Below are 23,291 nucleotides of genomic sequence, written 5' to 3'. Positions count from 1 at the left end.
AAGTAGCCGGTGCCGTAAGCGTCGCAGACGCGAACATATTCAACCGGTTCCGGCTCGGCAGCAACGATAGCGTCAGCAGCCTGAGCACCGGAAACTACTGCCAGAGCAGCAGCGGAGCCGAGAAGAAGGCTCTTGATGTTCATAAATGACCTCCAATTCAAAGTTTCGATCGGGTTTGGGATCTTTCGCTGAGCAGCGTTCCCTGCCCCATTCCCGTGTTTCAAGAAGTGGACGATCCGTCGCCCTTGCTTCCGAGGGTGAAAATACAAGACGGCGGCCGTCACGCAATCACCAACTTGCTTCAACAGGGGGTTTGAGGGAGCCTTCCCCACATTCTGTTGCTGAAAGGACACAAGTCGGGCAACCGGCCTCGATTTCCTTTATTCTTTGTTAAGAAAAGCCTGATTTTGCGGCAGCTTAGGCGAGATCGACAAGGCGCTGGACATGCGTCTTCCGACACATTTGTGACGTTCTTCTGACGAAATCTGATCATTGCGGGAGACATCCGGATCGCCAGAAGCGTAACCGCCCGGTCACCGATTCGCTTTCGCAGGTGGCCGAGGACAGGAGCGCGGGACGTGATTCCTGCCGGCGATTCTCTCTCTTCGAAGGAAAGAGATTCTCCACCGCGACTGAGGCATCGCCGACCAAGCGACCATGATTCCCGCCGGAGGTAAGACATGACATGCTGCGAAAATCGAAATGGCGGAGAAGATGGGATTCGAACCCACGATACGCTTTTGACGTATACTCCCTTAGCAGGGGAGCGCCTTCGACCACTCGGCCACCTCTCCGGTGCGGCCTAACTATGGTGACCGGTCTGTGAATGCAAGGGTTTTTTGAGTTTTCATCAGAAGAAATGCAGCGGCCGGCATTTCGACCAGGTTGGGCAATGGGGGCATTGCTGCCTGCCCGTGATTTGCATAATTCGATCACGCGTCTCTTCAATACGAGACCACGCTCTGCCCCCAGGCGCTCGGGGAAAGCGAGACGAAACGGTTCCGATTCGCAGCCCCTCGGATCGCAAAATGACGCGCGACCAAAGGTTAACCTAACCATTGCAATCAGGCCCTTTCAGCAGAGGGCCGCGCCCTCTGTGTCAGGCAAAGGGCTCTTTCCTTGCGGCATCGCCTCTCGGCTCAGGCGAGCAGGCTCTTGAGATCGGCGGAGGGGTCGGCGAGAATCGATCGGTCGGGGTTAATTCCGGATTCCAGCAGTTTCTTGCCGGTCACATAGGCTTTGGCATCGTTGATCGCGTCGACGGCGATCAGCCGGCTTTCCTTGAAGTACCAGACGGAATGGGCGCCTTCGCGGGCGCCGGGGCGCAGCAACGTATCGTCATAACCGAGATTGAAGCCGGCGATCTGCAGCTTGACGTCGTACTGGTCGGACCAGAACCACGGCTTGGGATCATAAGGCTCGTTGCCGCCGGCGATGACGGCGGCCGCCGCTTCGGCCTGGTCGACAGCGTTCTGCACCGATTCGAGCCGGATGCGCCCGCCCTGCCAGGGAAGGGCCGCGCAATCGCCGGCAGCAAAAATCGCCGAATCGGAGGTGCGGGCGAATTCGTCGACGATGATGCCGTTGGCGACTTCGAGGCCGGCTTCCTTGGCAAGCTGATCGTTCGGCACGACGCCGATGCCGACGACGACAAAATCGACGTCGATAGTCGATCCGTCGGAAAGCGCCGCACCAGCGACGCGGCCGTCCTTGCCGATCAGGTGCTTGAGCCCGGTTTTCTCACGGATCACCACGTCGTGGCCCTCGTGGATCGCGCGCATGATGTCGGCCGTCTCCTTCGCCGCAACGCGCTGCAGGATGCGGTCGGCCATCTCGATGACGGTGACTTCGAGGCCGAGATGGCGGGCAACGGCCGCCGCCTCCAGGCCGATATAACCGCCGCCGATGATCAGGACGCGACGGCCGGGCCGCATCTCGTCGGCGAGCATGTCGGCGTCGCGCTTGTCGCGGGCGACATAGACGCCTTCGAGATCGCCGCCGATTGCGGCCGGCAGCCGGCGCGGCGTCGAGCCGGTGGCCAGCGCCAGCGTGCCGTAGTCGAGAACGGAGCCGTCTTGCAGCAGAACCTGCTTGCTGTCCGGCTTGATCTCCTCGACCCAAGTGGAAAGGCGAAGGTCGACGTCATTGTCGCCATACCAGTGCTGATCGCGAAACAGCAGGCGGTCGAAGCTCATTTCGCCGAGCAGATATTTCTTCGAAAGCGGCGGGCGCTGATAGGGCGCTACATCCTCGGCACCGATGAGAGTGATCGGGCGCGTATCCTTCAATGCTCGCAGCTTGGCCGCCAATGCGAAACCGGCCTGCCCCGCGCCGATAATCACCAATCTATCCGTCACGATTTCACTCCCGAAACTGCGCCCGACAATCACGTCAAGGCCTATCCCCTGCCCGGAGCGCCGTCAACGGAAAGCGGCTTCTTACCTTCAGCCGATTTCGATCCAACGACACTCGTGGAAGGACTGTGCCATGGCATGCACCGACTTCTCTATCCTGAGACCGTCTTTAAATGTCACGATCGACGACGGTTCACCCGATATTGCCCGGATCAGCTCGCGGCATTCGATGATCTTGAGATCATTAAAGCCGAGGCCGTGGCCGGGCGCCGGAATGAACCGATCATACGGCCGATGGGCAGGTGCCGCCAGTATCTTGCGAAAACCCTGTTCGGAGCCACGCCCGTCGGCCTGGTAGAGTTCGAATTCATTCATACGCTCCTGATCGTAGACGATCGAGCCTTTCGAGCCGTAGATCTGCAGGGCGATGCGGCCCTTGCGGCCCCATGCGGCGCGATTCGCCATCAGCACAGCGGAGATGCCGCCGCCAAGCCGCATCAGCACGTTGGCAGCGTCGTGATTTTCGACGGCACGGCGGCCACCACCGTTGAGCGGACGGTCGGCATAGGGCTTAACCATATCTGTAATGACGGCCTCGACGTGGCCGAATAGATACCAGAGCAACGACAGCGGGTGCACGGCGAAATCGTCGAGCGCACCATAGCCGGCGGCAAGCTCGCTCTTCCAATAGAAAGAGACGTCAGCATCGGCCATGAAATCCTCGTCCATTTCGACGCGGATATGGTTGACCGTGCCGATGGCGCCCTCACCCAAAAGCGTCTTGATATGTCGCATGACCGGATTCTGGATGTAATTATAGCCGAGGGCGGCCACCTTGCCCGATCGTTCAGCCGTTTCCAGCATGCGCTCGGCATCGGCATAGGCCGGCGCCATCGGCTTTTCGCACCAGACATGCTTGCCGGCTTCGAGGGCTGCAATCGCCATCTCGGCGTGGAACTGATTGGGTGTGGTTACGGAAACGACGTCGACCTCCGGGTCGGCGATCAGCGCCCGCCAGTCGGCGGTTGCCTTCTCGAAGCCGAATTCGGAGGCGCGCGCCTCAGCAAGCCCGGCATTGGCTTCAGCCAGATGCACGAGTCGCGGACGCTCGACATCGCCGAACACGGTCTTCACCGCATTCCACGCCAGCGCATGGCACTTGCCCATATAACCCGTGCCGATCAAACCGATGCCAAGTGGCTTCATTTCCGTCTCCTCCAGGACTGCGCGCGGATTTTTGGAATATTTAGATCATTTTGGCAAGAGACCGTTCACCGGCATTTTCCGTCTCATCCCCTGCCAAAACTGTTTAAAAGGCTTGAATTACAGGCGATTAAAAACAATTAGGCGTGCCGTTTGAAATCGTTTATGCTCAATAATATGGAATATTTGTTTCATCCCGTGAGCCGCACGCATGGATAATGACCCCCAGAGGCACGCACGTGTGCCGCGCGATTTCGAAAGCCTGCGCAGCACCATCATCGAGCGCAAGGCGAGCATGCCGAAGCGGCTAGCGCAGGTCGCTGCCTTCGCGCTGGGCAATCCCGACGAAATCGCCTTCGGCACGACGGCGAGCATCGCCGCTGCCTCCGACGTCCAGCCCTCGACGCTGGTGCGCCTGGCACACCATCTGGGTTATGAAGGCTTTTCCGATCTGCAGAGCATCTTCCGCGAAAGGCTGCGCGACCGGACACTGAGTTACGAAGAACGGCTCGTCACTCTGGAGCAGGCGAGCGGCGACGACGAGGACGCGAACCTGCTCTCCGGCTTCATTGCCGCGGCAAGCCAGTCGGTCAACCGGCTGGCGGCGACCGTGCAGAGCGATACGTTCACGAAAGCGGTGGATATCCTGGCCGCCGCCGAAACGATCTATCTGATCGCCAAACGACGCTCCTATCCGCTGACGGCGCATATGACCTACGCTTTTTCCAAGCTCAACATCCGCCACCAGATCGTCGCCTCGCCGAACGGCGTCGATCCTGAGATGGTGCAGTTCGCAACGCCGAAGGATGCGGCGATCGCGGCAAGCTTTTCGCCTTATGCGGCCGACAGCCTCAGCCAGAGCCAGGAGCTTGCCGACCGCGGCGTCCCCATTATCGCGATCACCGATTCGGCCTTCTCGCCGCTTGCCGCCTGCGCCACCCATTGGTTCGAGGTGGCGGAGGCCGATTTCGCCGGCTTCCGCTCACTGTCGGCCTCGATGGCGCTCACCATGGCGCTGCCGGTCGCCATCGCCGAGCGGCGGCGCAAGCGACAGCACGCAAAAGCGGGAAAAGCGAAAATGGAATAAACATTCCGAATTGACAAAATATCGGAACCAATGTTTCATTATTATAATTCGCAGGCACTGGAAGCCGCGCAAAATCTAGCGGGAGGACATCATGGTACAATCGAATCCGGGTTTACAGCCGGAGCCGGCGCTTGATGTAATCACCATCGGCCGCTCCTCGGTCGATCTTTATGGTCAGCAGATCGGCTCGCGGCTGGAGGATATCGCCTCCTTTGCCAAATCCGTCGGCGGCTGCCCGTCCAATATCGCCATCGGCACGGCGCGGCTCGGCCTCAAATCCGGCCTCATCACCCGCGTCGGCGACGAGCAGATGGGACGCTTCATCCGCGAGCAGGCGGCGCGCGAAGGGGTCGCGACGGACGGCATCGTTACCGACAAGGAACGGCTGACGGCGCTCGTGCTGCTTGCGGTCGAGGCTGAGGGCGTATCGCCGATGATCTTCTATCGTTCCGACTGCGCCGACATGGCGCTTGAGGAAGGCGATATCGACGAAAATTTCATCAAGTCGTCACGCGCCGTTCTCGTATCCGGCACGCATTTCTCGCGGCCAAATACCGAGGCCGCGCAGCGCAAGGCGATCCGCATCGCCAAGGAGAACGGCCGCAAAGTAATCTTCGACATCGACTACCGGCCGAACCTCTGGGGCCTTGCCGGCCATGCCGAAGGCTTCGAGCGCTACGTGAAGTCCGACCGCGTCTCCTCGAAGATGAAGGAGACGCTGCCCGATTGCGATCTCATCGTCGGCACTGAAGAGGAAATCCTGATCGCTTCCGGCGCCGACGACGTGCTCGGCGCGCTGAAGGAAATCCGCCGCCTGACGCCGGCGACGATCGTCCTGAAGCGCGGCGCCATGGGCTGCATCGTCTATGAGGGGCCGATCGCCGACGACCTCGAAGCCGGCATTGTCGGCCAGGGTTTCCCGATCGAGGTGTTCAACGTGCTAGGCGCCGGTGATGCCTTCATGTCCGGTTTCCTCCGTGGCTTCCTGCGCGACGAACCGATGAAGACCTGCGCCACCTGGGCCAATGCCTGCGGGGCTTTCGCCGTCTCCCGGCTGCTCTGCTCGCCGGAATATCCGACCTGGGCGGAGCTCGACTTCTTCCTGAAAACCGGCAGCAAACATCGGGCGCTGCGCAAGGACGAGGCGATCAACCATATTCATTGGGCATCCACCCGGCGTGGCGACATCCCGCTGCTGATGGCGCTGGCGATCGATCACCGCTCGCAACTCGTCAGCGTCGCCGATGAAGTCGGCGTCGGCCACGAGAAAATCGTCGCCTTCAAGCGGCTGGCAGTCGAAGCGGCGGCGCGCGTTTCGAACGGCCGCGACGGTTACGGCATGCTGATCGACGAACGCTTCGGCCGCGATGCCTTTTTCGATGCGGCGACGAAGAATTTCTCCTGGATCGGCCGGCCGGTGGAATTGCCGGGTTCCAAGCCGCTGCGCTTCGAATTCAGCCAGGATATCGGTTCGCAGCTTGTCGAATGGCCGCTCGGCCATTGCATCAAATGCCTGTGCTTCTATCATCCCGACGACCCGGCCGAATTGAAGAGCGAGCAGCAAGAGAAGCTGCGCACGCTGTTCGAAGCCGCACGCAAGGTCGGCCGCGAGCTGCTGGTCGAGATCATCGCCGGCAAGAACGGACCGCTTACCGACGATACGATCGCAACCGCGCTGGAAGAACTTTATGCGCTCGGCATCAAGCCGGACTGGTGGAAACTGGAGCCGCAAGCCTCCGGCGAAGCCTGGAAGAAGATCGACGCGGTGATTGCCAAAAATGATCCATTGTGCCGCGGTATCGTGCTCCTGGGCCTCGAGGCGCCCGCCGAGGAACTGATCTCCTGCTTCGAGGCGACGCTGGCGGCTCCTTCGGTGAAGGGCTTCGCCGTCGGCCGGACGATCTTTGCTGATGCGGCGCGCGCCTGGCTTTCGGGCGCCATGAACGACGAGGAGGCGATTGCCCATATGGCCGGCCGCTTCCGGCAACTGACAGAGGCGTGGCTGAAGACACGCGGGCTTCAGTAGCAATAGAATTGAACCCCTCCCCAACCCCTCCCCACAACGGGAGGGACTTAACTTGAGGCGCCGCCTCACGCCATCATCGAACATCCTCTGGATGAGACGTGCGGCGGGAACGCAGAGAGGCGAACAGGTTAGCCCCTCCCCTTGTGAGGAGGGGTTGGGGAGGGGAAAAGATAAAGAGTTAAAACTCCGGGAGACCCCGATGGGCAAGACGATTCGGTTAACGATGGCGCAGGCCGTCGCGCATTTCCTTAAAAAGCAGATGACGGTTGTCGACGGCAAAAAGGTGCCGATCTTTGGCGGCGTCTGGGCGATCTTCGGTCACGGCAACGTCGCCGGCATAGGCGAGGCGCTTTATCAGGTGCGCGGGGAATTGACGACCTATCGCGCCCACAACGAACAGGGCATGGCGCATGCCGCGATCGCCTATGCCAAGGCGAATTTCCGCACGCGCTTCATGGCCTGCACGACCTCGATCGGTCCCGGCGCGCTGAACATGGTGACGGCCGCCGGTGTCGCACATGTCAACCGCATTCCCGTTCTTTTCCTGCCGGGCGACGTTTTCGCCAACCGCGCGCCGGATCCGGTGCTGCAGCAGATCGAGGATTTCGGTGACGGCACTGTTTCGGCCAATGACGCCTTCCGCCCGGTTTCGCGCTATTTCGACCGCATCACCCGGCCGGAGCAGATCATCTCGGCGCTGAAGCGTGCCATGCAGGTGCTGACCGATCCACTGGATTGCGGTCCGGTGACCTTGTCGCTCTGCCAGGATGTTCAGGCCGAAGCCTTCGATTATCCGGAAAGCCTGTTTGAGGAAAAGGTCTGGACGACCCGCCGGCCGCAACCGGATGCAGACGAGCTCGCCAATGCCATCGCGCTGATCAAGGCATCGCAGAAGCCGGTGATCGTCGCAGGCGGCGGCGTGCTCTATTCACAGGCGACGAAGGAGCTTGCCGCCTTTGCCGAGGCCCATGCCATTCCCGTCGTCGTCACCCAGGCCGGCAAATCCTCGATCGACGAAACTCTGCCGCTGGCGCTCGGCTCGGTCGGCGTCACCGGCACATCGGCAGCGAATGCGATCGCCGAAGAGACGGACCTCGTCATCGCCGTCGGCACACGCTGCCAGGATTTCACCACCGGCTCCTGGGCATTGTTCAAGAACGACAGCCTCAAGATGATCGGGCTCAATATCGCCGCCTACGACGCGGTGAAACATGACAGCCATCCTGTCGTCGCCGATGCCCGCGAAGGGCTGAAGGCGCTTTCGGCGGGCCTTTCCGGCTGGAAGGCGCCGGCGGCGCTGACCGAGAAGGCGGCTGCGGAAAAGAGAGTCTGGATGGAAGCTGCGGCGAAGGCCATGGCGACGACCAATGCCGCCCTGCCCTCCGATGCGCAGGTGATCGGCGCGGTGGTGCGCACGATCGGCGGCGACAGTACGACGCTGCTTTGCGCAGCCGGCGGCTTGCCCGGCGAATTGCACAAGCTCTGGCCGGCGACGGCGCCCGGCAGCTATCACATGGAATACGGCTTTTCCTGCATGGGTTACGAGATCGCCGGCGGCCTCGGCGCCAAGATGGCGCGTCCCGAACGGGATGTCGTCGTCATGGTCGGCGACGGCTCCTACATGATGATGAATTCCGAGATCGCAACCTCGGTGATGCTCGGCCTCAAGCTCAACATCGTCGTGCTCGACAATCGCGGCTATGGCTGCATCAACCGGCTGCAGATGGGAACCGGCGGCGCCAACTTCAACAATCTGCTCAAGGACTCCTATCACGAGGTGATGCCGGAGATTGATTTCCGCGCGCATGCCGAAAGCATGGGGGCCATCGCCGTCAAGGTCGGCTCGATCGCGGAGCTGGAGCAGGCGATTGCCAGTTCGAAGAAGAACGACCGTACCTCGGTCTTCGTCATCGACACCGATCCCTTGATCACTACTGAGGCCGGCGGCCACTGGTGGGATGTCGCGGTGCCCGAGGTCAGCCCACGCGAAGAGGTCAACAAAGCGCGGAAGGGCTATATCGAAGCACGCGCCGCCCAGCGCATCGGCTAAATCATTGCTGTCATTTTTCGGAGGAGCGGAACCGCTCCTCCGCATTATCTTTAAGGAGAATGTTGATGAAGGCCAAACTCGGCATGTCGCCCATCGCCTGGTGGAACGACGACCTTCCAGAACTCAGCGACGATGTGTCCCTGGAGGAATGCCTGCGGCAGTCGCGCAGCGCCGGCTTTACCGGCATGGAGCAAGGGCGCCGTTTCCCGAGCAACCCGGAAGAAATGCTGCCGATCCTGCGCGCCGCCGACGTGACGCTGTGCGGCGGCTGGTTCTCCGGCACGCTGGTCAATGAGGAGCTTGCGGTCAACAAAGACCGCATCGCGCCGATGATCGAACTGTTCAAGGCAGTCAACGCGCCCTGCATCGTTTACGGCGAAGTCGGACGCTCCATCCAGGGCGACCGCTCAAAACCGCTCGCGACCAAGCCGCGCCTCGCCGACGACGAGATGAAGGCCTATGCGCGCCGCGTCACAGAATTCGGCGAATGGTGCGCCGAGCAGGGCATGCCCCTCTCGTACCACCACCACATGGCGGCCGTCGTCGAAACCGAGCCGGAGCTCGATGCCTTCATGCGCAATTCGGGCGAAGGCATTCCGCTGCTGCTCGATGCCGGTCATCTGGCTTTTGCCGGCGGCGACGTGCTGCGCGCCATCGACAATCACCATGCCCGCATCAATCATGTCCACGTCAAGGACATTCGCCAATCCGTGGTCGATGGGCTTGACCGCAGCCGGCAGTCCTTCCTCGACGCAGTAGCGCTCGGCGCCTTCACTGTCCCGGGCGACGGTTCGCTCGATTTCGGCGCCATCGTCCAGCGGTTCGCCGACCACGGCTACGAGGGCTGGTTCGTCGTCGAGGCCGAACAGGATCCGCGCAAAGCGCCGCCGCAGAAGATGGCCGAGATCGGCCATGCGGAATTGATGCGGGTGATGGCCGCGGCTGGTTATACGGTGGAAACGGAAGGTTTTCCCAAGGGATAACGGAAAAGAAAACCCCTCCCCAACCTCTCCCCACAAGGGGGAGGGACTTACTTGAGGCACCGCCCTGCTCCAGACAGCGCCACCTTGCAAAAGGAACGTCGCAACATGAGCGAGACAGCGCCGCAGATTAAGGCCCTCCCCCCTTGTGGGGAGGGGTTTGGGGCGGGGATTTTGTAACGTACGAGGAGAAACACCAATGCCAAACCTCAAGGTGAAACCGTCCGGCACGCATGGCCGCGTCACGCATGTCACCCCTGAAAATGCCGGCTGGACCTATGTCGGCTTCGATCTGCATCGCTTGAAGCCGGGCGAGACGGTTTCAGGAGAGACCGGCGATCGGGAAATCTGCCTCGTCTGGGTCACCGGCAAGGGCAAGGCATCGGCCGGCACCAGGGATTTCGGCACGCTCGGCGGCCGCATGAGCCCGTTCGAAGGCGCGCCGCATGCACTTTACATCCCGATGGAATCGACGTGGTCGGTGACGGCGGAGACCGATCTCGAGCTCGCCGTCTGCTCGGCGCCCGGCGGCGGCACCTACCAGGCGAAGGAAATTCCGCCCGGCACGCATCCACAGGTGACGCGCGGCAAGGGCACGAATGTGCGCTACGTCAACAATATCATGCCGGAGGACGACAGCTCGGCGCATTCGCTGCTCGTCGTCGAGGTGATCACGCCCGGCGGCCACACCTCCTCCTATCCGCCGCACAAGCACGACCAGGACGACCTGCCGAACGAGAGTTTTCTGGAAGAGACCTATTACCATCGCCTCAACCCGCCGCAGGGCTTCGGTTTCCAGCGCGTCTATACCGACGATCGTTCACTGGACGAAGCGATGGCGATCGAGGACGGCGACGTGACGCTGGTGCCGAAGGGCTACCATCCTTGCGCGGCAACGCACGGCTACGATCTCTACTACCTCAACGTCATGGCCGGACCGAAGCGCATCTGGAAATTCCACAATGCCGCCGAGCACGAATGGCTGCTGAAAGCATAAGCGCGCCTCCGATCGCTAAATAATCTGACAGCGGCAAGCCGCCGCTGATGGTTCACTGCCTCCATCCAACAAGAATGGAGGATCATCATGCACAGCTCGAATAACACCATAGCAGGCCGCAACGTCCGTTCTTCGCATCAGGGGCGCGGCCTGTTGCTTGCGGCAATTACGGCTGTCCGCTGGCTGGCACGCAAGGTCGGCGAAAGGCGCAACCGCAATGCGCTGATGGAACTTTCCGACGATCAGTTGAAGGATATCGGCCTTTCCCGGGGGCAGACGGAAAGCGACGTTCACGTCTATAGCCGCTACTGAACACAGGCATCAGTCGTGATACTGTCCGCGGGTCGCCTTGTCGGCGGTCTGTCCGGCTGGAATATAGGATGTCGCAGTTTTCAACAACATTGCTCCTGGAAACAAAGACCGTCACCATTCGTGACATCGTCTGCAATGGCGAATGCCGGCATAAGAGCGACGAGGAATGCGCCCACAAGACAAGCCTCGTCTACCCCTATCGCGGCATCTTCATGCGGCATGTCGGCCGCGCCGATACGGTGGCTGAGGCCAATCAGATGCTGTTCTTCAATGCCGGCCAGAGCTATCGGATCAGCCACCCGATCGAAGGCGGCGATGCCTGCATCGATCTGGCGGTTGACGAATCCATGCTCGAAGAGCTCGCGCCGAAGGACCAGGTGCAGCTGGGTGCGGCCTTTTCATTCCGCCGCCAGCGCCGCCGGATCGATCCGCGCGCGCAGGCGCTGGTCGCTCTGCTGCGTCACGGTCTCCGCCGCAACATCGCCGAAACGCTGGAGGCGGAAACATTGGCGCTGACGCTGGTGCACCGTTCGCTCGGCGAGCGCACATCGCATGCGGCGGGCGCCAGCGCCGGCCGGCAGAAACTCGTCGACCGGGCAAAGCTGGTGCTTTCCTCCGATCTCGCGCGGCGCTGGACACTTTCGGAAATCGCCTCCGAGGTTGGCGTCTCGCCCGTTTATCTCACCCAGGTCTTCCAGCAGGTCGAGGCGACGCCACTTTACCGCTATCAGCTGCGGCTCAGGCTTGCCCGCGCACTCGATCTGCTCGGCCAGTACGAGGATCTGACCGCGCTTGGCCTCGATCTCGGCTTTTCCAGCCACAGCCATTTCAGCGCGTCCTTCAAGCAGTCCTTCGGGCAGACGCCGGCCGAATTCCAGCGCTCGGCGCAATTGCGGCGCAGGTAAGTCCGACATCGATCGCTAAAGATTTCGACAGCGGCGATGCGGTCTTTGATGATCTTATGAAGACTGTCCCGATCCGGGACGATCAACCGGAGGATCATCCAATGAAGAAGTCGACCTGCGCTGCCTGCGACTGCGAACTCGGCACGGAGACGATTACCGTCAAGCTCGGCGGCAAGACCGTCGAGGTCTGCTGCCAGGAATGCGCCGCGGCGCTGAACGAAGCGGAAGCCGCGACATCGGCCGCTTCGGCAGACACGGAATAGAATATCCGGCAAGGCCGCGCACCGGCGCAGCTTTGCCATCTCAGGCAGGCAGAAGCCCGTAGCGCCAGCCGTGACGTTTCGCGTTTTGCGACAGAACCAGCACGGCCAGAACGACCATGCCGACTTCGGCGAAGACCGGCACCATCCAGATCCCCTGCTCGCCGAAGACGAAGGGCAGCAGGAAGGTAAGCGGCAGGGTGAAGAGATACGGCCGCGACAGGCCAAAGATCGCCGCGCGCGGCGCATCGCCGATCGACTGGAAATAGGACGACAGGATCAGCATCTGCCCGAAGAGAAAATAGGCGCCGATCGTCCAGGGCAGAATACGCCTAACCTCGGCGACAATGGCAGGATCGGCGACGAAGACGGCGCCGAGGCGGCCAGCCAAAAGTTCGACCGCGATCTCCACCAGGCTGCAATAGACGAGCGCCGAAAGCATGGCGATCTGCAAGCTGCGGCCGACGCGAAACCCGAGGCCGGCACCGTGATTGTTGCCGGCAATCGTCTGCAGGGCGACGCTGAGGCAAGCAGCGGCAGATAGGTGAAGGTCATGATCCGCGTGATGATGCCGTAAGCGGCGACCGTCGCGACATAATCTGCCACGCTCCAGAGCGAGATATTGACGAGAATGGCGGCGGATGCCAGCGATATGCCGATGAAGCCGAGGCTCATCGGCGCGCCGAAGGCGGCGATGCCGCGCCATTCGGCAAGGGCCAATCCTCGAGAAGGTCTGAGTGCCGCCGCCCGGCGCCAGCGATAGGCAAGCACGGCAGCGAGACAGACGAATTGCGAGGCGATGGAGCCGGCGGCCGAACCGAGCACGCCCCAATGCATCACGGCCATGAACAGCCAGTTGGCGAGGATGTTGAGCAGCGAGGCCGACAGCGTCACCAGCGTCATGAAACCGATCTTGCCTTCGCAGCGCAATCCGTCGAGATGCAGCGACAGAAAGAAGCTCACCGGCGCAAAGGCAATCATCGTGCCCATGAACAGCATGGCGCCATTGGCCACGGCGGGCGTGCCGGCACCGGTATCGATGATCTGGCGGCCGAGGGTCCAGTAGAGCATATTGAGGACCAGGGTGACGGCCAGCGCCAGCGTATGGGCGCCGGCAAATACCCTGCCCGCGCTCTGGCGATCGCCGGACCCGAGCCGGCGGGCGAGCATGCTCGCCATGCCGTTCGAAACGAGCGATTGCAGGGCGATCAGCAGCATCAGGCCCGGGAAAATCAGGCTAACGGCGGAGAGCGCATCGGGGCCGGCATAGGCGCCGAGGAAATAGGCGTCGACGACGGTGAAGAGGCCGTTGAGCGTGGTGATCGCGACGATCGGCACCGCCGTCCTGATGAAGACGCCCGGCAACCAGCCGGTGAGAAAAGCATTGCCTTGGGAAAGATCGGTCATGGAGAAATCCGTACAATATGGCGCTCCGATCCGGGGTGACATCATCCGGATTCAGATGGCCTCAAAGTGAATCAAAAGTGATTTAGAGATCGAGCACCAAATGCGGCACGCCGTTCGAGGTTTTCCTCGGCGAGACGCCGTCGGCATCGATCTGCGCGCTCACACGCCGGCGAAAGGCTGAAAAGCTCTCGAAGGTCACGACATCGACCGCTTCGTCGAAATGGATGGTGATCCTGTGGAGTTCGCCTCCCGGCAGGGCCGACAGCGCCAGAACCTCGCCGGTGAACGGCTGATTGAGATAACGGCCGCGAATGTGCGCCCCGACGAAAAGGGGTGTCTTCGCAGCCGCATTGGGTTTCGCCGCCAGCGCCGCCAGCGTGTTCCAGTCGCGCGCGCCGTACTGGCGGGCGATCATTTCGAGCGCCGCACTATGGGTCAGCGCGGTGCCGCGATCGTTCATCGCCTGGCGCAGGCGTTTGGCCTGGGCCTTCAATTCGTCAATGCCGGGATAGGTCGTCGTCATGGAGTGGGCCTTTGCAAAAGGCATGCTCTTCGACTGTGGATGGGAGCTCGCATTGCCGTCAGTCAGCATGCACCAAGGGGCCGTGACCATGATCGCGAGGACTTCACCATGGATTTTCATCCGCGAGCGGCCGGTGCCTCGAACCGGGAGTTTGTATGCGCGAATGCCGCCGACATGTCAAGGATGGCCGATATGCACCGGGAATGAACAAATTTGGAGCAACACTGCCAGAAATCGATGCGATTTTCCGGCAATCTCCCAAGAAGACTTCAATCTTAACGATGTTCTTCAGCAGCTATCAGTAATCTCGTGTTAATTTTCTCATATGATAGCGGAGGCTAAAAGGGCCTTTCAGATGCACCTCGACACAGAACACCCCAAGCCGGAACGTGCTTACAGGGAATTCAACCTCGACAGGCCCGGCAACATCATCTTCGTCGGCCATCACCTCAGCACCGGAACGCAGGTGCGGTGCCTGATTCGGACGATCACGCTGGCCGGCGCGGTACTCGAGGTCAGCCCGGGCCTGGAGATGCCGAGCCATTTCTTTCTCGAAATCCTCGGCATTCACGACGAGATCGGCGCCACCATGGTCAAGCGCGAAGGCGAATTGGTGACGGTCAGCTTCAACATGCTGCTCAATCCGGAATTCCTGCACCACGTGCTGCGACTGAGCTTCGAAACCTGAAGCTTCTTTCAATCCGTGCCTTATCGCGGCGTGGCCTCGTCTCGCCTCTTCTTGAGGAGAGATACGCGATGATCGGGATGATCCAGAGAAGTCCGCGCCATTCCGGACCATCGAGCGGATCGGCCATGGGATCGCGGCGCATGCGGCGTTTGCGAGTTTCGACTTCCTCGAAGAGAACGACCCAGTTGAGAAGCATTGCCTATCCTCCATATTGCTGGAGCACTTGAGCTAGGCCTTCACGCGCTGGCTATGTAGAGGCGCCGGGGAAAGGGGGTTTTCATCCATGAAAGATGCGAGCTGGGACGATCTGCAACTCTTCTTCCATGTTGCGACCGGCGGCGGGCTTTCGGCGGCGGCAACACGCACCGGCCTCAGCGCGCCGACGATCGGCCGGCGCATGCTGGCGCTCGAACGGGTGACCGGGCGGTCGCTGTTCAGCCGTGGCCCCACCGGTTACCTTCTGGCGAAGGACGGTCAGGAGCTCCTCGATCGCGTCCGGCGAATGCAGGATGCGGCGCAGGCGATCTCAGACTGGCGCGACGAGGTGCTGATGCTGCCGATCGTCTCGACGGCCGCCGACAGCTGGACCCTGCGCTTCATTGCCGACCATCTGGCCGGCGTCTGGACGCCGAAGGACAGTTTCCGCATGTGCTATAAGACGTGTGATGCGAGCGTCGACTTCACCTATCGCGAGGCGCACATCGCCATTCGCCATAGCCGGCCGGACAGCGGCAACGTCGCGATCCGCCGTTCGGTCAAAGTCGCCCATGCCGCTTACCACGCGGCCGACTTTGCGCAGACCAATTGCAACTGGATTTCGCTTGGCACCGACACCGCGATCACCCCGGCGGACAAATGGACGTTCGAACCGCCGGATTATTGGATCACCAGCTGGACGAACACGCCGCATGTGCTCTTTTACCTGATCCGGGGCGGAGCCGGCCGCGGCGTACTGCCCTGTTTCATCGGCGATCAGGAGCGCAAGCTCGTGCGCGCCGGGCCTGTCATCGACGATCTGACCTACGACATGTGGATCGTCGCGCATGACGATGAGCGGCAACGGCCGGAGGTCAGGATCGTCATCGACCGCCTGGGAGCCCTGTTTGCCGACCATGAAGATCTGTTTGCCGGGCAGAGGCCGTCGGAGTGAGGGGAACAAGAAGCGCGGGCCAGCCAGTCCGCGCTCTCTTATGCCTTTGATCAGGCGGCGAGATGTCGCTCGATCTCGTCGATCGGCAGATTGGTATAGTCTTTCGCCAATTCCGCCGAAATCGCCGCCTGCGTCTCGGCGCTGAGCGCCGGCCGCAAGGTGCCGAGCGCCTTCGGCGGCGCAATGAGGACGATGCGGTGTGCATCCTTTGCCTGGGTCAGCTCGTCCATTCGTTCCGCCACATGTCTCAGGAATTGAGCTTCGGCCTGCTCCTGCCAGCTGGTCTCTTCGACAGCGCTGCGGCTGAACCCATCGGCGGCATGGCTGCGACCGGGCTTGTCGGCGCCGATCTCGCGATCGGGCTCGTTCGGCTGCGTCAGGGTTTCCAACACCTTGAGGTTCACCAGTTGGGCATCGCCGGCATTCTGCATGATCAGGGCCTTGGCTCCATTGCAGACTACGACCCATGATTTCCCAGGAATTCTGACGTCGGTCATCTTCAACTCCTCGCTGTCCTCATCGAAGCGCGCTGTGCTTCATCGATCAAGACAGAACGTCCGGCCGTTGAAAGAGTTCGAGAAATGGCGCCGGAAATCGATTGGAGCGGCGGTCCGGTTTCCAGGCCTCGCTGTTTTCTCGTCTTTCGCCGCCGCGGCGATTTGTGCAGGCGATGTTGTCCGGCAGCTGCGGCGCCGACCGCTGGCCGACGCATATCTCGCCCTCAGAAATCTCGGATGAAACGGGTGTCGGGCTGACGGCCCCGTCCCGATTGTGAACATCGGGGCGTCCCGCTTGGGAACAAAATTGAAAGTCGTTAAAATTGTCATTTTATATTTGACGAATGCGCAAAACATTCATGTGACCTTGGCCGGAGCAAGATCAGCTTGCACCAGAGCAAGAACCCCAACTGTGCCCTGCCTGACGGAGAATGCAAGATGACTATGCTCCGCGCCACACACCTTGCCACGGTCAAATCCGCCATCTACGACCTGCGCTGGGAAGAATTCCACGTCAAGCGCCCCGCCCGTATCGTCGCCGTCCGGCCGTGCCTCACCGGCGTATCGATGCGAAGCGCCGAGGTCATCGATATCTCGCAAGGCGGCGCCACCTTCATCGTGTCGACCACCGCCGGTCTGCCGAAACATTATTATCTCAACATTCTCGGCCTCGCCTATCGGATCGGCTGTGCCGAGGTCTACCGTCGCAAGGAACGCATCGGCGTGCGGTTCATCAACCTGATGGATCCCGAGGTTCTGCGCCGCGTGGTGCGCACCGACTTCCTTGTCGGCAACATGGAAGCGCTCGATGCACGGCGTGCGCCGATGTTCCGCCCGCAGGCGTCGCCCATCGGTCAGCTGTTGAAATAATCTGGCTTGCCTTGGCCGTACCCCGGCCTATTGTTGCGTCAACCGTCAACATGTCCGGGAACTTGCCTTCGCATGTCCGCCTTTTCGCGCTTCACGCCCCTCATCAGCGCCCTGCCCTCCACAGTTCCCTTCGTGGGCCCCGAGGCCATCGAGCGCCAGCGCGGACGTGCCGTCTTGGCACGCATCGGCGCCAACGAGAACGGCTTCGGCCCGGCCCCTTCCGTGCTTGCGGCGATAAGCGAGGAGGCGGGCAATATCTGGAAATACAATGACCCGGAAAATTTCACGCTGAGGGAAGCGCTCGGCGCTCATCTCGGCACCTCCTCCGCCAATATCGCCATCGGCGGCGGCATCGACGAGTTGCTTGGCCAGATCGTCCGGCTGGTGATCGAAACCGGCGCGACGGTCGTCACCTCGCTCGGCGCCTATCCGACCTTCAATTTCCATGTCGCCGGCTTCGGCGGCCGGCTGGTGACCGTGCCCTATGTCGATGACCGCGAGGATCTCGACGGGCTGCTCGAGGCCGTCAGGCGCGAGAATGCGCCGCTCGTCTATTTCGCCAATCCCGACAATCCGATGGGAAGCTGGTGGGACGCCGACAGCATCGTCGCTTTCGCCCGGGCACTGCCCGAGACGACGCTGATGGTGCTCGACGAGGCCTATAGCGAGACGGGACCGGCAAATTCGCTGCCGTCGATCGCTTCGCTGATCGATCTGCCGAACATCGTGCGCACCCGCACCTTCTCCAAGGCTTATGGCCTTGCCGGCTCCCGCACCGGGTACGTTATCTCGACGCCCGGCACGGCGCAGGCCTTCGATAAGATCCGCAATCATTTCGGCATGAACCGGCTGGCGACGGCAGCCGCGCTCGCCGCCCTCAAGGACCAGGCCTATCTCACCGAGGTGGTCCGCAGGATCCATGCGGCGCGGGAGCGCATCGGCCGCATCGCCCGGGCAAACGGCCTTGAGCCGCTGCCCTCGGCGACGAATTTCGTGGCGATCGACGCCGGCCGCGACGGCGCTTATGCGCGGGCGATCGTCGACGGGCTGATGGAGCATGGCGTCTTCATCCGCATGCCCGGTGTGGCGCCGCTCAATCGCTGCATCCGCGTCAGCGTCGGGCCGGAGACCGACATGGCGCTGTTCGAGGAAGCGCTGCCGCAGGTGCTGAAGGCGATCGGCTGATCAAGCATGATGCTGAAACATGTGAGCGGTTTTCGTTCGACATCATGCTGATAATTAAACGAAGAACCGCGGCCGGTATCCGGCCGCGGTGCTCTTCTCCCGGCATCGGCGTTTCAAACGCCCCGCCCGCCCCTCTTTCGAGGTTGTTATTTCTGTCGAAGCGCCAGCAGGAGACGGTTTCAGTGAACCGTCATCCATTCGCGGGCAGCGCGCAACGCTTCCACGAGCTGCATCTTGTTCATGGTGGCGGCCACGTCGGCGCGAAGCTCGGCGGCGCGGTCGTTACCCTTGATCGCGGCAATGTTCAGCCATTTGTGGGCAGCGACGAGATCGACGGCGCAGCCGCGGCCGGTCGCATACATCAGACCCATTTCGCAGAAGACATCGGCGCTGTTGTCGCCACCCATGGTGGCCGTTTCAGCATTGTGCATTTCAAAGCGTGCCATCGGTTTTATCCCTGTTAGTCTGTTTATGACTTACCCTGTTTTACCTCCGGACCTTGCCGTCTATTGCGGCTTGCAGCCCTTCAGTTTCGGCGGGTTTGCCCCGCTCGTTTGATGGCTTCACTATGCCGAACCGCCTTCAAAAAACGCCTAAAATCCATGATTAATTTGAGACAAACAAAGTGCAAACACTTGGTAAAATTGGATTTTTATTAAACATCGGATGCCCTGGAGCTTAAGGGTTTTCGTTCGAATTTTACGAAAGATTCAGATTCGAAAATAAACCGATCGTTCATCATGAAATCAGCAGACGACAGATTTAAGAGCCTCGACCTTTCGCTTTTTTTCCAGCTTTCGGCGATCTCCGGCGATAGCGATCACCCTGTATTTACCTTTACGTTCGCGTCAGTTATTTTCGCGGCCGGTCAAAGGACATCAGGGAGGAAAAGATGATCCGCAGCTTCATTCTCGCCGGCGCCATCGCCGTGATCGCGGGCACAGCGCATGCCGAAGAGCCGATCGTTGGCAATTGGAAAACCGCCTCGGGCGAAACGGCGGTGATCGCGGCCTGCGGCGGCAGCTACTGCGTGACGCTAAAAACCGGCAAATACAGCGGTCGGAAGATCGGCAGGCTTGCCGGTACCGGCGGCAGTTACGCCGGCGAGATCACCGATCCGGCCGCCGACAAGACCTATAGCGGCTCGGGCAAGGTTTCCGGCAATTCGCTGCGGATGCAGGGCTGTGTCTTGAAAGTCCTCTGCAAGTCGCAGACCTGGACGCGGCTCTGATGCGATAAGGCCAACATAGCAAATATCCAAAACGCCTAATCATGCCGGCCGAAATGCCGGCATGCCTCGGAGCTTTCTCAGCTCGCCAATCGTCACGACAATTCTTCAATCCTGCCCCGCAAGCTGAACGGTGGATGAACCGGCATCTCAGCACTCGTTCAGCCGTCGCATGGCAAAACTCATGTCATGGTTAGGTTGCGCATCGGGGCATGAGATGAACCTCTACATTCTGGCAAGACGTTTCAGCATCATCACGCTGTTCGCAGCAATCTTCGCGATCACATTTTCGGCGATCGTTGTGCATGAAGGCGGCGGCGGCACGCAGTCGCATTTCGGTGCGAGCTATACCTGCCTGGAGAGAAACGGGACCTTCTGCGCGCCGACGGTGCGGTGAACGGTACAGACACGGAAGAAGATTAAAAATCGATTTCCGCCGGCGCACGTTGTTTGCTTGTCAAAAACAACTCTCTATAATGCGTCATGAACAAACGAATCTCCCCTTTGTCGCCCCTCGACATTTCCTCTCCGCCCCCTTTCCAGCCGCAGAGCTTCGATGATCCCGCCAAGGCCGTCGACACGCTGACCGAACTCTACGAGCGCAATACGGCCTTCCTGATCGAGAGCTTCACCGAGCTTGCCCAAGGCGCTCCGATCGCCTCGCGCTACCGCGCTTTCTATCCGCAGGTGAGCATCGAGACGACCAGCTTCGGGCATGTCGATTCGCGCCTCTCCTACGGCCACGTCACGGCGCCCGGCATCTACACGACGACGGTTACGCGGCCGAAGCTCTTCAAGCATTACCTGAAGGAGCAGCTGTCGCTGCTGATGAAGAGCCACAATGTTCCAGTGATCGTCTCGGAATCGACGACGCCGATTCCGCTGCACTTCGCCTTTGGCGAGGGCGCGCATGTGGAAGCAGCGACCTCCGCCTTCGTCGACGTCCCGATGCGCGATATCTTCGACACGCCGGACCTCAACACCACCGACGACGAGATCGCCAACGGCGAATATATCCCGCCGCCGGGCGAGCCCTCACCGCTTGCTCCGTTCACCGCCCAGCGTATCGATTATTCGCTCGCCCGGCTGTCGCATTATACGGCGACGCATGCCGAGCATTTCCAGAATTTCGTGCTATTCACGAACTACCAGTTCTATATTGACGAATTCTGCAGCTGGGCGCGCAAGCTGATGGCCGAGGGGGGCGACGGTTATACCGCCTTCGTCGAGCCCGGCAATATCGTCACCCTGCCCGGTTCGAGCGTGCCGGATACGGATGCGACACTTGCCCGCCTGCCGCAGATGCCGGCCTACCATCTGAAAAAGAAGGGCCATGCCGGGATCACCATGATCAATATCGGCGTCGGTCCCTCCAACGCCAAGACGATCACCGACCATGTCGCCGTGTTGCGCCCGCATGCCTGGTTGATGCTCGGCCACTGCGCGGGCCTGCGCAACAGCCAGCGGCTCGGCGATTATGTGCTTGCCCATGCCTATATGCGCGAGGACCATGTGCTCGACGACGACCTGCCGGTCTGGGTGCCGATCCCGGCGCTCGCCGAAGTGCAGGTGGCGCTGGAGGCGGCCGTCGCGGAAATCACCGGCTACGAGGGTTTCGAGTTGAAGCGCATCATGCGCACCGGCACCGTCGGCACGATCGACAACCGCAACTGGGAACTGCGCGACCAACGCGGGCCGGTGCAGCGGCTGTCGCAGGCACGCGCCATAGCGCTCGACATGGAATCGGCAACGATCGCCGCCAACGGGTTCCGCTTCCGCGTGCCTTACGGAACGCTGCTCTGCGTCTCCGACAAGCCGCTGCACGGCGAATTGAAGCTGCCGGGCATGGCTACCGCCTTCTACCGCACGCAGGTCAACCAGCATCTGCAGATCGGCATCCGCGCCGTGCAGAAACTGGCCGCCATGCCGAAGGAAGCCCTGCATTCGCGCAAGCTGCGCAGCTTCTTCGAGACAGCCTTCCAATAGAGATTTCCGTTTCTTCGACGGAAATCTCTTTGTCTTCACGCAATTCCGGCAAAAGCGCTTCGCGCTTTGCCTGGCAAAACCCACCGCGCATTTTTACCGGAATTGCTGTAGGCCGTTTCCTCATCGGCCTGCGACGACAGGCGCTGGCTGCTGCGCAACCACCTGCGGTCGGCCGGCAGCAAGATTCAGCCCTGCTATCAGCAGGGTGAAGGCGACGAAGGTGAAAGCGGTGCGCAGCAGAATCTTCAGCCCATCGCCTTCGTCGAACGCCTGGGGACGCTTGTCATGGCGGCGGGCCCAGATTTGGCTTGCGAGCGCGATTTCAAGAATACTCATTGCCGTTCTCCTCGACAGGTTTCGATGAAGCCTTGTCGAGTGCTGCCTTGCGATTTCGACAGCCGGCGGCGACAAAGATTTTTTCTGCCGCTGTCGAAATGTGTGAAGCTCGATCGTCCAGAGTCATTGAAACATCCCAAGGAGGCTGTCTGCGATGAAATATCTCTGTCAGGTCTGGTTCGACGGCGCGGTGCTCGACGCGATGACGAAAGAGGAGAAGGCCGAGTTCGACGCGAATTCCTTGAACTACGACAAGGACCTTGCCGAAAGCGGCCACATGATCGTCGCCCAGGCGCTGCAGCCGCCGACATCGGCGGTGACCGTGCGGGTGCGCAGCGGTGAAACATCGGTGACGGACGGTCCTTTCGCCGAGACGAAGGAGGCGCTCGGCGGTTTCATCCTGATCGAGGCCAAGGATCTCAACGAAGCGATCCGCATCGCCGCCGGCATCCCGCTTGCGAAGCTCGGTGCGATCGAGGTGCGGCCCATTCATTCCTTCGGAAAAGACGCGTGAGGAGACGGCGATGAAATATCTGTGCCAGGTCTGGTTCGAAACCGCGAAGATCAACGCAATTTCCGCCGAGGAAGGCGAAAAGCTGACGAAGGATTCGATCATCAACGATGATCGGCTGCGCGACAGCGGCCACCTGCTCGTCGCATTGGCGCTGCGCGAGCCGGCCACAGCCGTGACGGTCAGGGTTCGCAGCAACGAAGTGACGGCGACGGACGGCCCTTTCGCCGAGATCAAGGAACATCTCGGCGGCTTCGTGCTGATCGAGGCCAAGGATATGCAGGAAGCAACCGCGATCGCCGCGACCTTTCCCGTGGCGCGTTATGGCGCGATCGAGGTGCGACCGGCCTATTCGATCAAGGAGGAGTGCTGAGCGATGCGCTACATCTGCCTGATCTATAACAGCGCCGACACCGACGGCAGACTGACAGCTGACGAAGGCGTCGACCTCATCAAAGCGCATTTCGCCTTCGACGAGGAACTGCAACGCGACGGCTTCATGATCCATTCCGATGCGCTCGAAATGCCTGACCAGGCGAGCGTGCTGCGGGTTCGAAACAATAGGCTCTCCGTCACCGACGGCCCCTATGTCGAAACGAAGGAGCATCTGGCCGGCTTCTACGTCATCGAGGCGCCTGACATGGCGAAGGCGAAGGAGATCGCCGGGCGAATTCCGTCGGCCCGCTATGGCGCGGTCGAACTGAGACCGGTGCGAACGCTCACCCTCCCGAACTGA

The 23,291-nt window shown here is 61.1% G+C and carries 27 protein-coding genes, 1 tRNA gene and 1 pseudogene; 18 read left to right on the top strand and 11 right to left on the bottom strand.

Annotated elements, in window-relative coordinates; genetic code table 11:
• The 4 genes from PYR71_RS20590 to PYR71_RS20575 all read right to left on the bottom strand — a co-directional run.
• A partial coding sequence (locus tag PYR71_RS20590; RefSeq protein ID WP_170960109.1) for a porin occupies window positions 1-143 on the bottom strand: 143 nt, incomplete at its 3' end.
• A gap of 560 nt (window positions 144-703) precedes the next feature.
• Window positions 704-794: transfer RNA gene (locus tag PYR71_RS20585), tRNA-Ser, on the bottom strand.
• A gap of 345 nt (window positions 795-1,139) precedes the next feature.
• On the bottom strand, window positions 1,140-2,357 hold the full coding sequence (locus PYR71_RS20580; RefSeq protein WP_183915173.1) for an NAD(P)/FAD-dependent oxidoreductase: 1,218 nt from the start codon (window positions 2,355-2,357) through the stop codon (window positions 1,140-1,142).
• Window positions 2,358-2,444: 87 nt separating this feature from the next.
• Complete coding sequence (locus PYR71_RS20575; protein WP_275620662.1) at window positions 2,445-3,560, bottom strand: Gfo/Idh/MocA family protein; 1,116 nt, start codon at window positions 3,558-3,560, stop codon at window positions 2,445-2,447.
• Window positions 3,561-3,768: 208 nt separating this feature from the next.
• Here PYR71_RS20575 and PYR71_RS20570 point away from each other — a divergent pair, with 208 nt between their 5' ends.
• The 8 genes from PYR71_RS20570 (at window position 3,769) to PYR71_RS20535 (ending at window position 12,177) form a co-directional block, all read left to right on the top strand.
• On the top strand, window positions 3,769-4,644 hold the full coding sequence (locus PYR71_RS20570) for a MurR/RpiR family transcriptional regulator (protein ID WP_097606347.1): 876 nt from the start codon (window positions 3,769-3,771) through the stop codon (window positions 4,642-4,644).
• Window positions 4,645-4,735: 91 nt separating this feature from the next.
• Window positions 4,736-6,670 carry a bifunctional 5-dehydro-2-deoxygluconokinase/5-dehydro-2-deoxyphosphogluconate aldolase gene (locus tag PYR71_RS20565; RefSeq protein ID WP_275620661.1) on the top strand — a complete coding sequence of 645 codons (1,935 nt, stop codon included), beginning with the start codon at window positions 4,736-4,738 and terminating at the stop codon, window positions 6,668-6,670.
• A 199-nt stretch (window positions 6,671-6,869) separates the two neighbouring features.
• Window positions 6,870-8,720, top strand: coding sequence for a 3D-(3,5/4)-trihydroxycyclohexane-1,2-dione acylhydrolase (decyclizing) (gene iolD, locus PYR71_RS20560; protein ID WP_275620660.1), 1,851 nt, complete (start codon window positions 6,870-6,872; stop codon window positions 8,718-8,720).
• A 65-nt stretch (window positions 8,721-8,785) separates the two neighbouring features.
• Window positions 8,786-9,703: a myo-inosose-2 dehydratase gene (gene iolE, locus PYR71_RS20555; protein ID WP_183915181.1), complete on the top strand. Its 918-nt coding sequence runs from the start codon at window positions 8,786-8,788 to the stop codon at window positions 9,701-9,703.
• 196 nt (window positions 9,704-9,899) lie between these two features.
• Window positions 9,900-10,697 (top strand): 5-deoxy-glucuronate isomerase, encoded by a 798-nt coding sequence (iolB, locus tag PYR71_RS20550; RefSeq protein WP_183915182.1) that lies wholly within the window; start codon window positions 9,900-9,902, stop codon window positions 10,695-10,697.
• 87 nt (window positions 10,698-10,784) lie between these two features.
• Complete coding sequence (locus tag PYR71_RS20545) at window positions 10,785-11,009, top strand: DUF1127 domain-containing protein (RefSeq protein ID WP_275620659.1); 225 nt, start codon at window positions 10,785-10,787, stop codon at window positions 11,007-11,009.
• A gap of 68 nt (window positions 11,010-11,077) precedes the next feature.
• Entirely contained in the window at window positions 11,078-11,914 is an 837-nt protein-coding gene (locus PYR71_RS20540; RefSeq protein ID WP_275620658.1) for a helix-turn-helix transcriptional regulator, read from the top strand.
• A 101-nt stretch (window positions 11,915-12,015) separates the two neighbouring features.
• Window positions 12,016-12,177: a hypothetical protein gene (locus PYR71_RS20535; protein ID WP_183915188.1), complete on the top strand. Its 162-nt coding sequence runs from the start codon at window positions 12,016-12,018 to the stop codon at window positions 12,175-12,177.
• Window positions 12,178-12,217: 40 nt separating this feature from the next.
• Here the strand turns inward: PYR71_RS20535 and PYR71_RS20530 are convergent.
• Both PYR71_RS20530 and PYR71_RS20525 read right to left on the bottom strand, forming a co-directional pair.
• Window positions 12,218-13,581 (bottom strand): annotated as a pseudogene (locus PYR71_RS20530) (MATE family efflux transporter).
• 82 nt (window positions 13,582-13,663) lie between these two features.
• A complete protein-coding gene (locus tag PYR71_RS20525; RefSeq protein ID WP_275620657.1) occupies window positions 13,664-14,104 on the bottom strand; it encodes a glyoxalase superfamily protein in 441 nt (146 codons plus the stop codon).
• A 355-nt stretch (window positions 14,105-14,459) separates the two neighbouring features.
• Between PYR71_RS20525 and PYR71_RS20520 the strand changes: the two genes are divergently transcribed.
• Window positions 14,460-14,792, top strand: coding sequence for a hypothetical protein (locus PYR71_RS20520; RefSeq protein ID WP_010031867.1), 333 nt, complete (start codon window positions 14,460-14,462; stop codon window positions 14,790-14,792).
• Here the strand turns inward: PYR71_RS20520 and PYR71_RS20515 are convergent.
• A complete protein-coding gene (locus tag PYR71_RS20515) occupies window positions 14,743-14,988 on the bottom strand; it encodes a hypothetical protein (RefSeq protein ID WP_246720352.1) in 246 nt (81 codons plus the stop codon). The two genes, PYR71_RS20520 and PYR71_RS20515, sit on opposite strands and share 50 nt — an antisense overlap.
• 87 nt (window positions 14,989-15,075) lie before the next feature.
• Between PYR71_RS20515 and PYR71_RS20510 the strand changes: the two genes are divergently transcribed.
• Window positions 15,076-15,942 (top strand): LysR family transcriptional regulator, encoded by an 867-nt coding sequence (locus tag PYR71_RS20510; protein ID WP_275620656.1) that lies wholly within the window; start codon window positions 15,076-15,078, stop codon window positions 15,940-15,942.
• A gap of 50 nt (window positions 15,943-15,992) precedes the next feature.
• On the opposite strand, the gene PYR71_RS20505 is transcribed toward PYR71_RS20510, so the two are convergent.
• On the bottom strand, window positions 15,993-16,439 hold the full coding sequence (locus PYR71_RS20505) for a host attachment family protein (protein ID WP_275620655.1): 447 nt from the start codon (window positions 16,437-16,439) through the stop codon (window positions 15,993-15,995).
• 438 nt (window positions 16,440-16,877) lie between these two features.
• On the opposite strand from PYR71_RS20505, the gene PYR71_RS20500 reads away from it, so the two are divergent.
• Both PYR71_RS20500 and PYR71_RS20495 read left to right on the top strand, forming a co-directional pair.
• A complete protein-coding gene (locus PYR71_RS20500; RefSeq protein WP_275620654.1) occupies window positions 16,878-17,309 on the top strand; it encodes a PilZ domain-containing protein in 432 nt (143 codons plus the stop codon).
• 72 nt (window positions 17,310-17,381) lie between these two features.
• A complete protein-coding gene (locus PYR71_RS20495) occupies window positions 17,382-18,494 on the top strand; it encodes a pyridoxal phosphate-dependent aminotransferase (RefSeq protein WP_275620653.1) in 1,113 nt (370 codons plus the stop codon).
• Between the two features lie 179 nt (window positions 18,495-18,673).
• On the opposite strand, the gene PYR71_RS20490 is transcribed toward PYR71_RS20495, so the two are convergent.
• Complete coding sequence (locus PYR71_RS20490) at window positions 18,674-18,940, bottom strand: SEL1-like repeat protein (protein ID WP_038687885.1); 267 nt, start codon at window positions 18,938-18,940, stop codon at window positions 18,674-18,676.
• 446 nt (window positions 18,941-19,386) lie between these two features.
• Here PYR71_RS20490 and PYR71_RS20485 point away from each other — a divergent pair, with 446 nt between their 5' ends.
• From PYR71_RS20485 to PYR71_RS20475, 3 genes are all read left to right on the top strand, one after another.
• Entirely contained in the window at window positions 19,387-19,725 is a 339-nt protein-coding gene (locus PYR71_RS20485; protein ID WP_183915204.1) for a DUF2147 domain-containing protein, read from the top strand.
• A gap of 214 nt (window positions 19,726-19,939) precedes the next feature.
• Complete coding sequence (locus PYR71_RS20480; RefSeq protein ID WP_275620652.1) at window positions 19,940-20,119, top strand: hypothetical protein; 180 nt, start codon at window positions 19,940-19,942, stop codon at window positions 20,117-20,119.
• Between the two features lie 86 nt (window positions 20,120-20,205).
• Window positions 20,206-21,708, top strand: a complete 1,503-nt coding sequence (locus PYR71_RS20475; protein WP_183915208.1) for an AMP nucleosidase — start codon at window positions 20,206-20,208, stop codon at window positions 21,706-21,708.
• 120 nt (window positions 21,709-21,828) lie between these two features.
• On the opposite strand, the gene PYR71_RS20470 is transcribed toward PYR71_RS20475, so the two are convergent.
• Both PYR71_RS20470 and PYR71_RS20465 read right to left on the bottom strand, forming a co-directional pair.
• Window positions 21,829-22,044: a hypothetical protein gene (locus PYR71_RS20470; protein WP_275620651.1), complete on the bottom strand. Its 216-nt coding sequence runs from the start codon at window positions 22,042-22,044 to the stop codon at window positions 21,829-21,831.
• Window positions 22,031-22,171 carry a hypothetical protein gene (locus PYR71_RS20465; protein ID WP_170964980.1) on the bottom strand — a complete coding sequence of 47 codons (141 nt, stop codon included), beginning with the start codon at window positions 22,169-22,171 and terminating at the stop codon, window positions 22,031-22,033. Before PYR71_RS20465 ends, PYR71_RS20470 begins: the two co-directional genes overlap by 14 nt.
• 27 nt (window positions 22,172-22,198) lie before the next feature.
• Between PYR71_RS20465 and PYR71_RS20460 the strand changes: the two genes are divergently transcribed.
• From PYR71_RS20460 to PYR71_RS20450, 3 genes are read left to right on the top strand one after another with little or no spacing between them, the layout of a single operon-like run.
• The gene (locus tag PYR71_RS20460) at window positions 22,199-22,558 is read left to right on the top strand and encodes a YciI family protein (RefSeq protein WP_183915212.1); all 360 of its coding nucleotides are present in this window, start codon (window positions 22,199-22,201) and stop codon (window positions 22,556-22,558) included.
• Between the two features lie 10 nt (window positions 22,559-22,568).
• Complete coding sequence (locus PYR71_RS20455; RefSeq protein WP_183915214.1) at window positions 22,569-22,928, top strand: YciI family protein; 360 nt, start codon at window positions 22,569-22,571, stop codon at window positions 22,926-22,928.
• Window positions 22,929-22,931: 3 nt separating this feature from the next.
• Window positions 22,932-23,291 (top strand): YciI family protein, encoded by a 360-nt coding sequence (locus PYR71_RS20450; RefSeq protein ID WP_222144570.1) that lies wholly within the window; start codon window positions 22,932-22,934, stop codon window positions 23,289-23,291.

Source organism: Rhizobium mulingense, from assembly GCF_029194105.1.
Classification (GTDB): domain Bacteria; phylum Pseudomonadota; class Alphaproteobacteria; order Rhizobiales; family Rhizobiaceae; genus Rhizobium; species Rhizobium mulingense.
Note: the sequence above shows the minus strand (reverse complement) of the source record. Positions and strands in the feature narration are given on the sequence as shown.

What these genes read in the sequence shown, in the direction of transcription:
- PYR71_RS20575 (WP_275620662.1), bottom strand. Translation starts at nt 3,560, where the DNA reads ATGAAGCCACTTGGCATCGGTTTGATCGGCACGGGTTATATGGGCAAG.
- PYR71_RS20570 (WP_097606347.1), top strand. Translation starts at nt 3,769, where the DNA reads ATGGATAATGACCCCCAGAGGCACGCACGTGTGCCGCGCGATTTCGAA.
- PYR71_RS20565 (WP_275620661.1), top strand. Translation starts at nt 4,736, where the DNA reads ATGGTACAATCGAATCCGGGTTTACAGCCGGAGCCGGCGCTTGATGTA.
- iolD (WP_275620660.1), top strand. Translation starts at nt 6,870, where the DNA reads ATGGGCAAGACGATTCGGTTAACGATGGCGCAGGCCGTCGCGCATTTC.
- iolE (WP_183915181.1), top strand. Translation starts at nt 8,786, where the DNA reads ATGAAGGCCAAACTCGGCATGTCGCCCATCGCCTGGTGGAACGACGAC.
- iolB (WP_183915182.1), top strand. Translation starts at nt 9,900, where the DNA reads ATGCCAAACCTCAAGGTGAAACCGTCCGGCACGCATGGCCGCGTCACG.
- PYR71_RS20545 (WP_275620659.1), top strand. Translation starts at nt 10,785, where the DNA reads ATGCACAGCTCGAATAACACCATAGCAGGCCGCAACGTCCGTTCTTCG.
- PYR71_RS20540 (WP_275620658.1), top strand. Translation starts at nt 11,078, where the DNA reads ATGTCGCAGTTTTCAACAACATTGCTCCTGGAAACAAAGACCGTCACC.
- PYR71_RS20535 (WP_183915188.1), top strand. Translation starts at nt 12,016, where the DNA reads ATGAAGAAGTCGACCTGCGCTGCCTGCGACTGCGAACTCGGCACGGAG.
- PYR71_RS20525 (WP_275620657.1), bottom strand. Translation starts at nt 14,104, where the DNA reads ATGACGACGACCTATCCCGGCATTGACGAATTGAAGGCCCAGGCCAAA.
- PYR71_RS20520 (WP_010031867.1), top strand. Translation starts at nt 14,460, where the DNA reads ATGCACCTCGACACAGAACACCCCAAGCCGGAACGTGCTTACAGGGAA.
- PYR71_RS20515 (WP_246720352.1), bottom strand. Translation starts at nt 14,988, where the DNA reads ATGCTTCTCAACTGGGTCGTTCTCTTCGAGGAAGTCGAAACTCGCAAA.
- PYR71_RS20510 (WP_275620656.1), top strand. Translation starts at nt 15,076, where the DNA reads ATGAAAGATGCGAGCTGGGACGATCTGCAACTCTTCTTCCATGTTGCG.
- PYR71_RS20505 (WP_275620655.1), bottom strand. Translation starts at nt 16,439, where the DNA reads ATGACCGACGTCAGAATTCCTGGGAAATCATGGGTCGTAGTCTGCAAT.
- PYR71_RS20500 (WP_275620654.1), top strand. Translation starts at nt 16,878, where the DNA reads ATGACTATGCTCCGCGCCACACACCTTGCCACGGTCAAATCCGCCATC.
- PYR71_RS20495 (WP_275620653.1), top strand. Translation starts at nt 17,382, where the DNA reads ATGTCCGCCTTTTCGCGCTTCACGCCCCTCATCAGCGCCCTGCCCTCC.
- PYR71_RS20490 (WP_038687885.1), bottom strand. Translation starts at nt 18,940, where the DNA reads ATGGCACGCTTTGAAATGCACAATGCTGAAACGGCCACCATGGGTGGC.
- PYR71_RS20485 (WP_183915204.1), top strand. Translation starts at nt 19,387, where the DNA reads ATGATCCGCAGCTTCATTCTCGCCGGCGCCATCGCCGTGATCGCGGGC.
- PYR71_RS20480 (WP_275620652.1), top strand. Translation starts at nt 19,940, where the DNA reads ATGAACCTCTACATTCTGGCAAGACGTTTCAGCATCATCACGCTGTTC.
- PYR71_RS20475 (WP_183915208.1), top strand. Translation starts at nt 20,206, where the DNA reads ATGAACAAACGAATCTCCCCTTTGTCGCCCCTCGACATTTCCTCTCCG.
- PYR71_RS20470 (WP_275620651.1), bottom strand. Translation starts at nt 22,044, where the DNA reads ATGAGTATTCTTGAAATCGCGCTCGCAAGCCAAATCTGGGCCCGCCGC.
- PYR71_RS20465 (WP_170964980.1), bottom strand. Translation starts at nt 22,171, where the DNA reads ATGACTCTGGACGATCGAGCTTCACACATTTCGACAGCGGCAGAAAAA.
- PYR71_RS20460 (WP_183915212.1), top strand. Translation starts at nt 22,199, where the DNA reads ATGAAATATCTCTGTCAGGTCTGGTTCGACGGCGCGGTGCTCGACGCG.
- PYR71_RS20455 (WP_183915214.1), top strand. Translation starts at nt 22,569, where the DNA reads ATGAAATATCTGTGCCAGGTCTGGTTCGAAACCGCGAAGATCAACGCA.
- PYR71_RS20450 (WP_222144570.1), top strand. Translation starts at nt 22,932, where the DNA reads ATGCGCTACATCTGCCTGATCTATAACAGCGCCGACACCGACGGCAGA.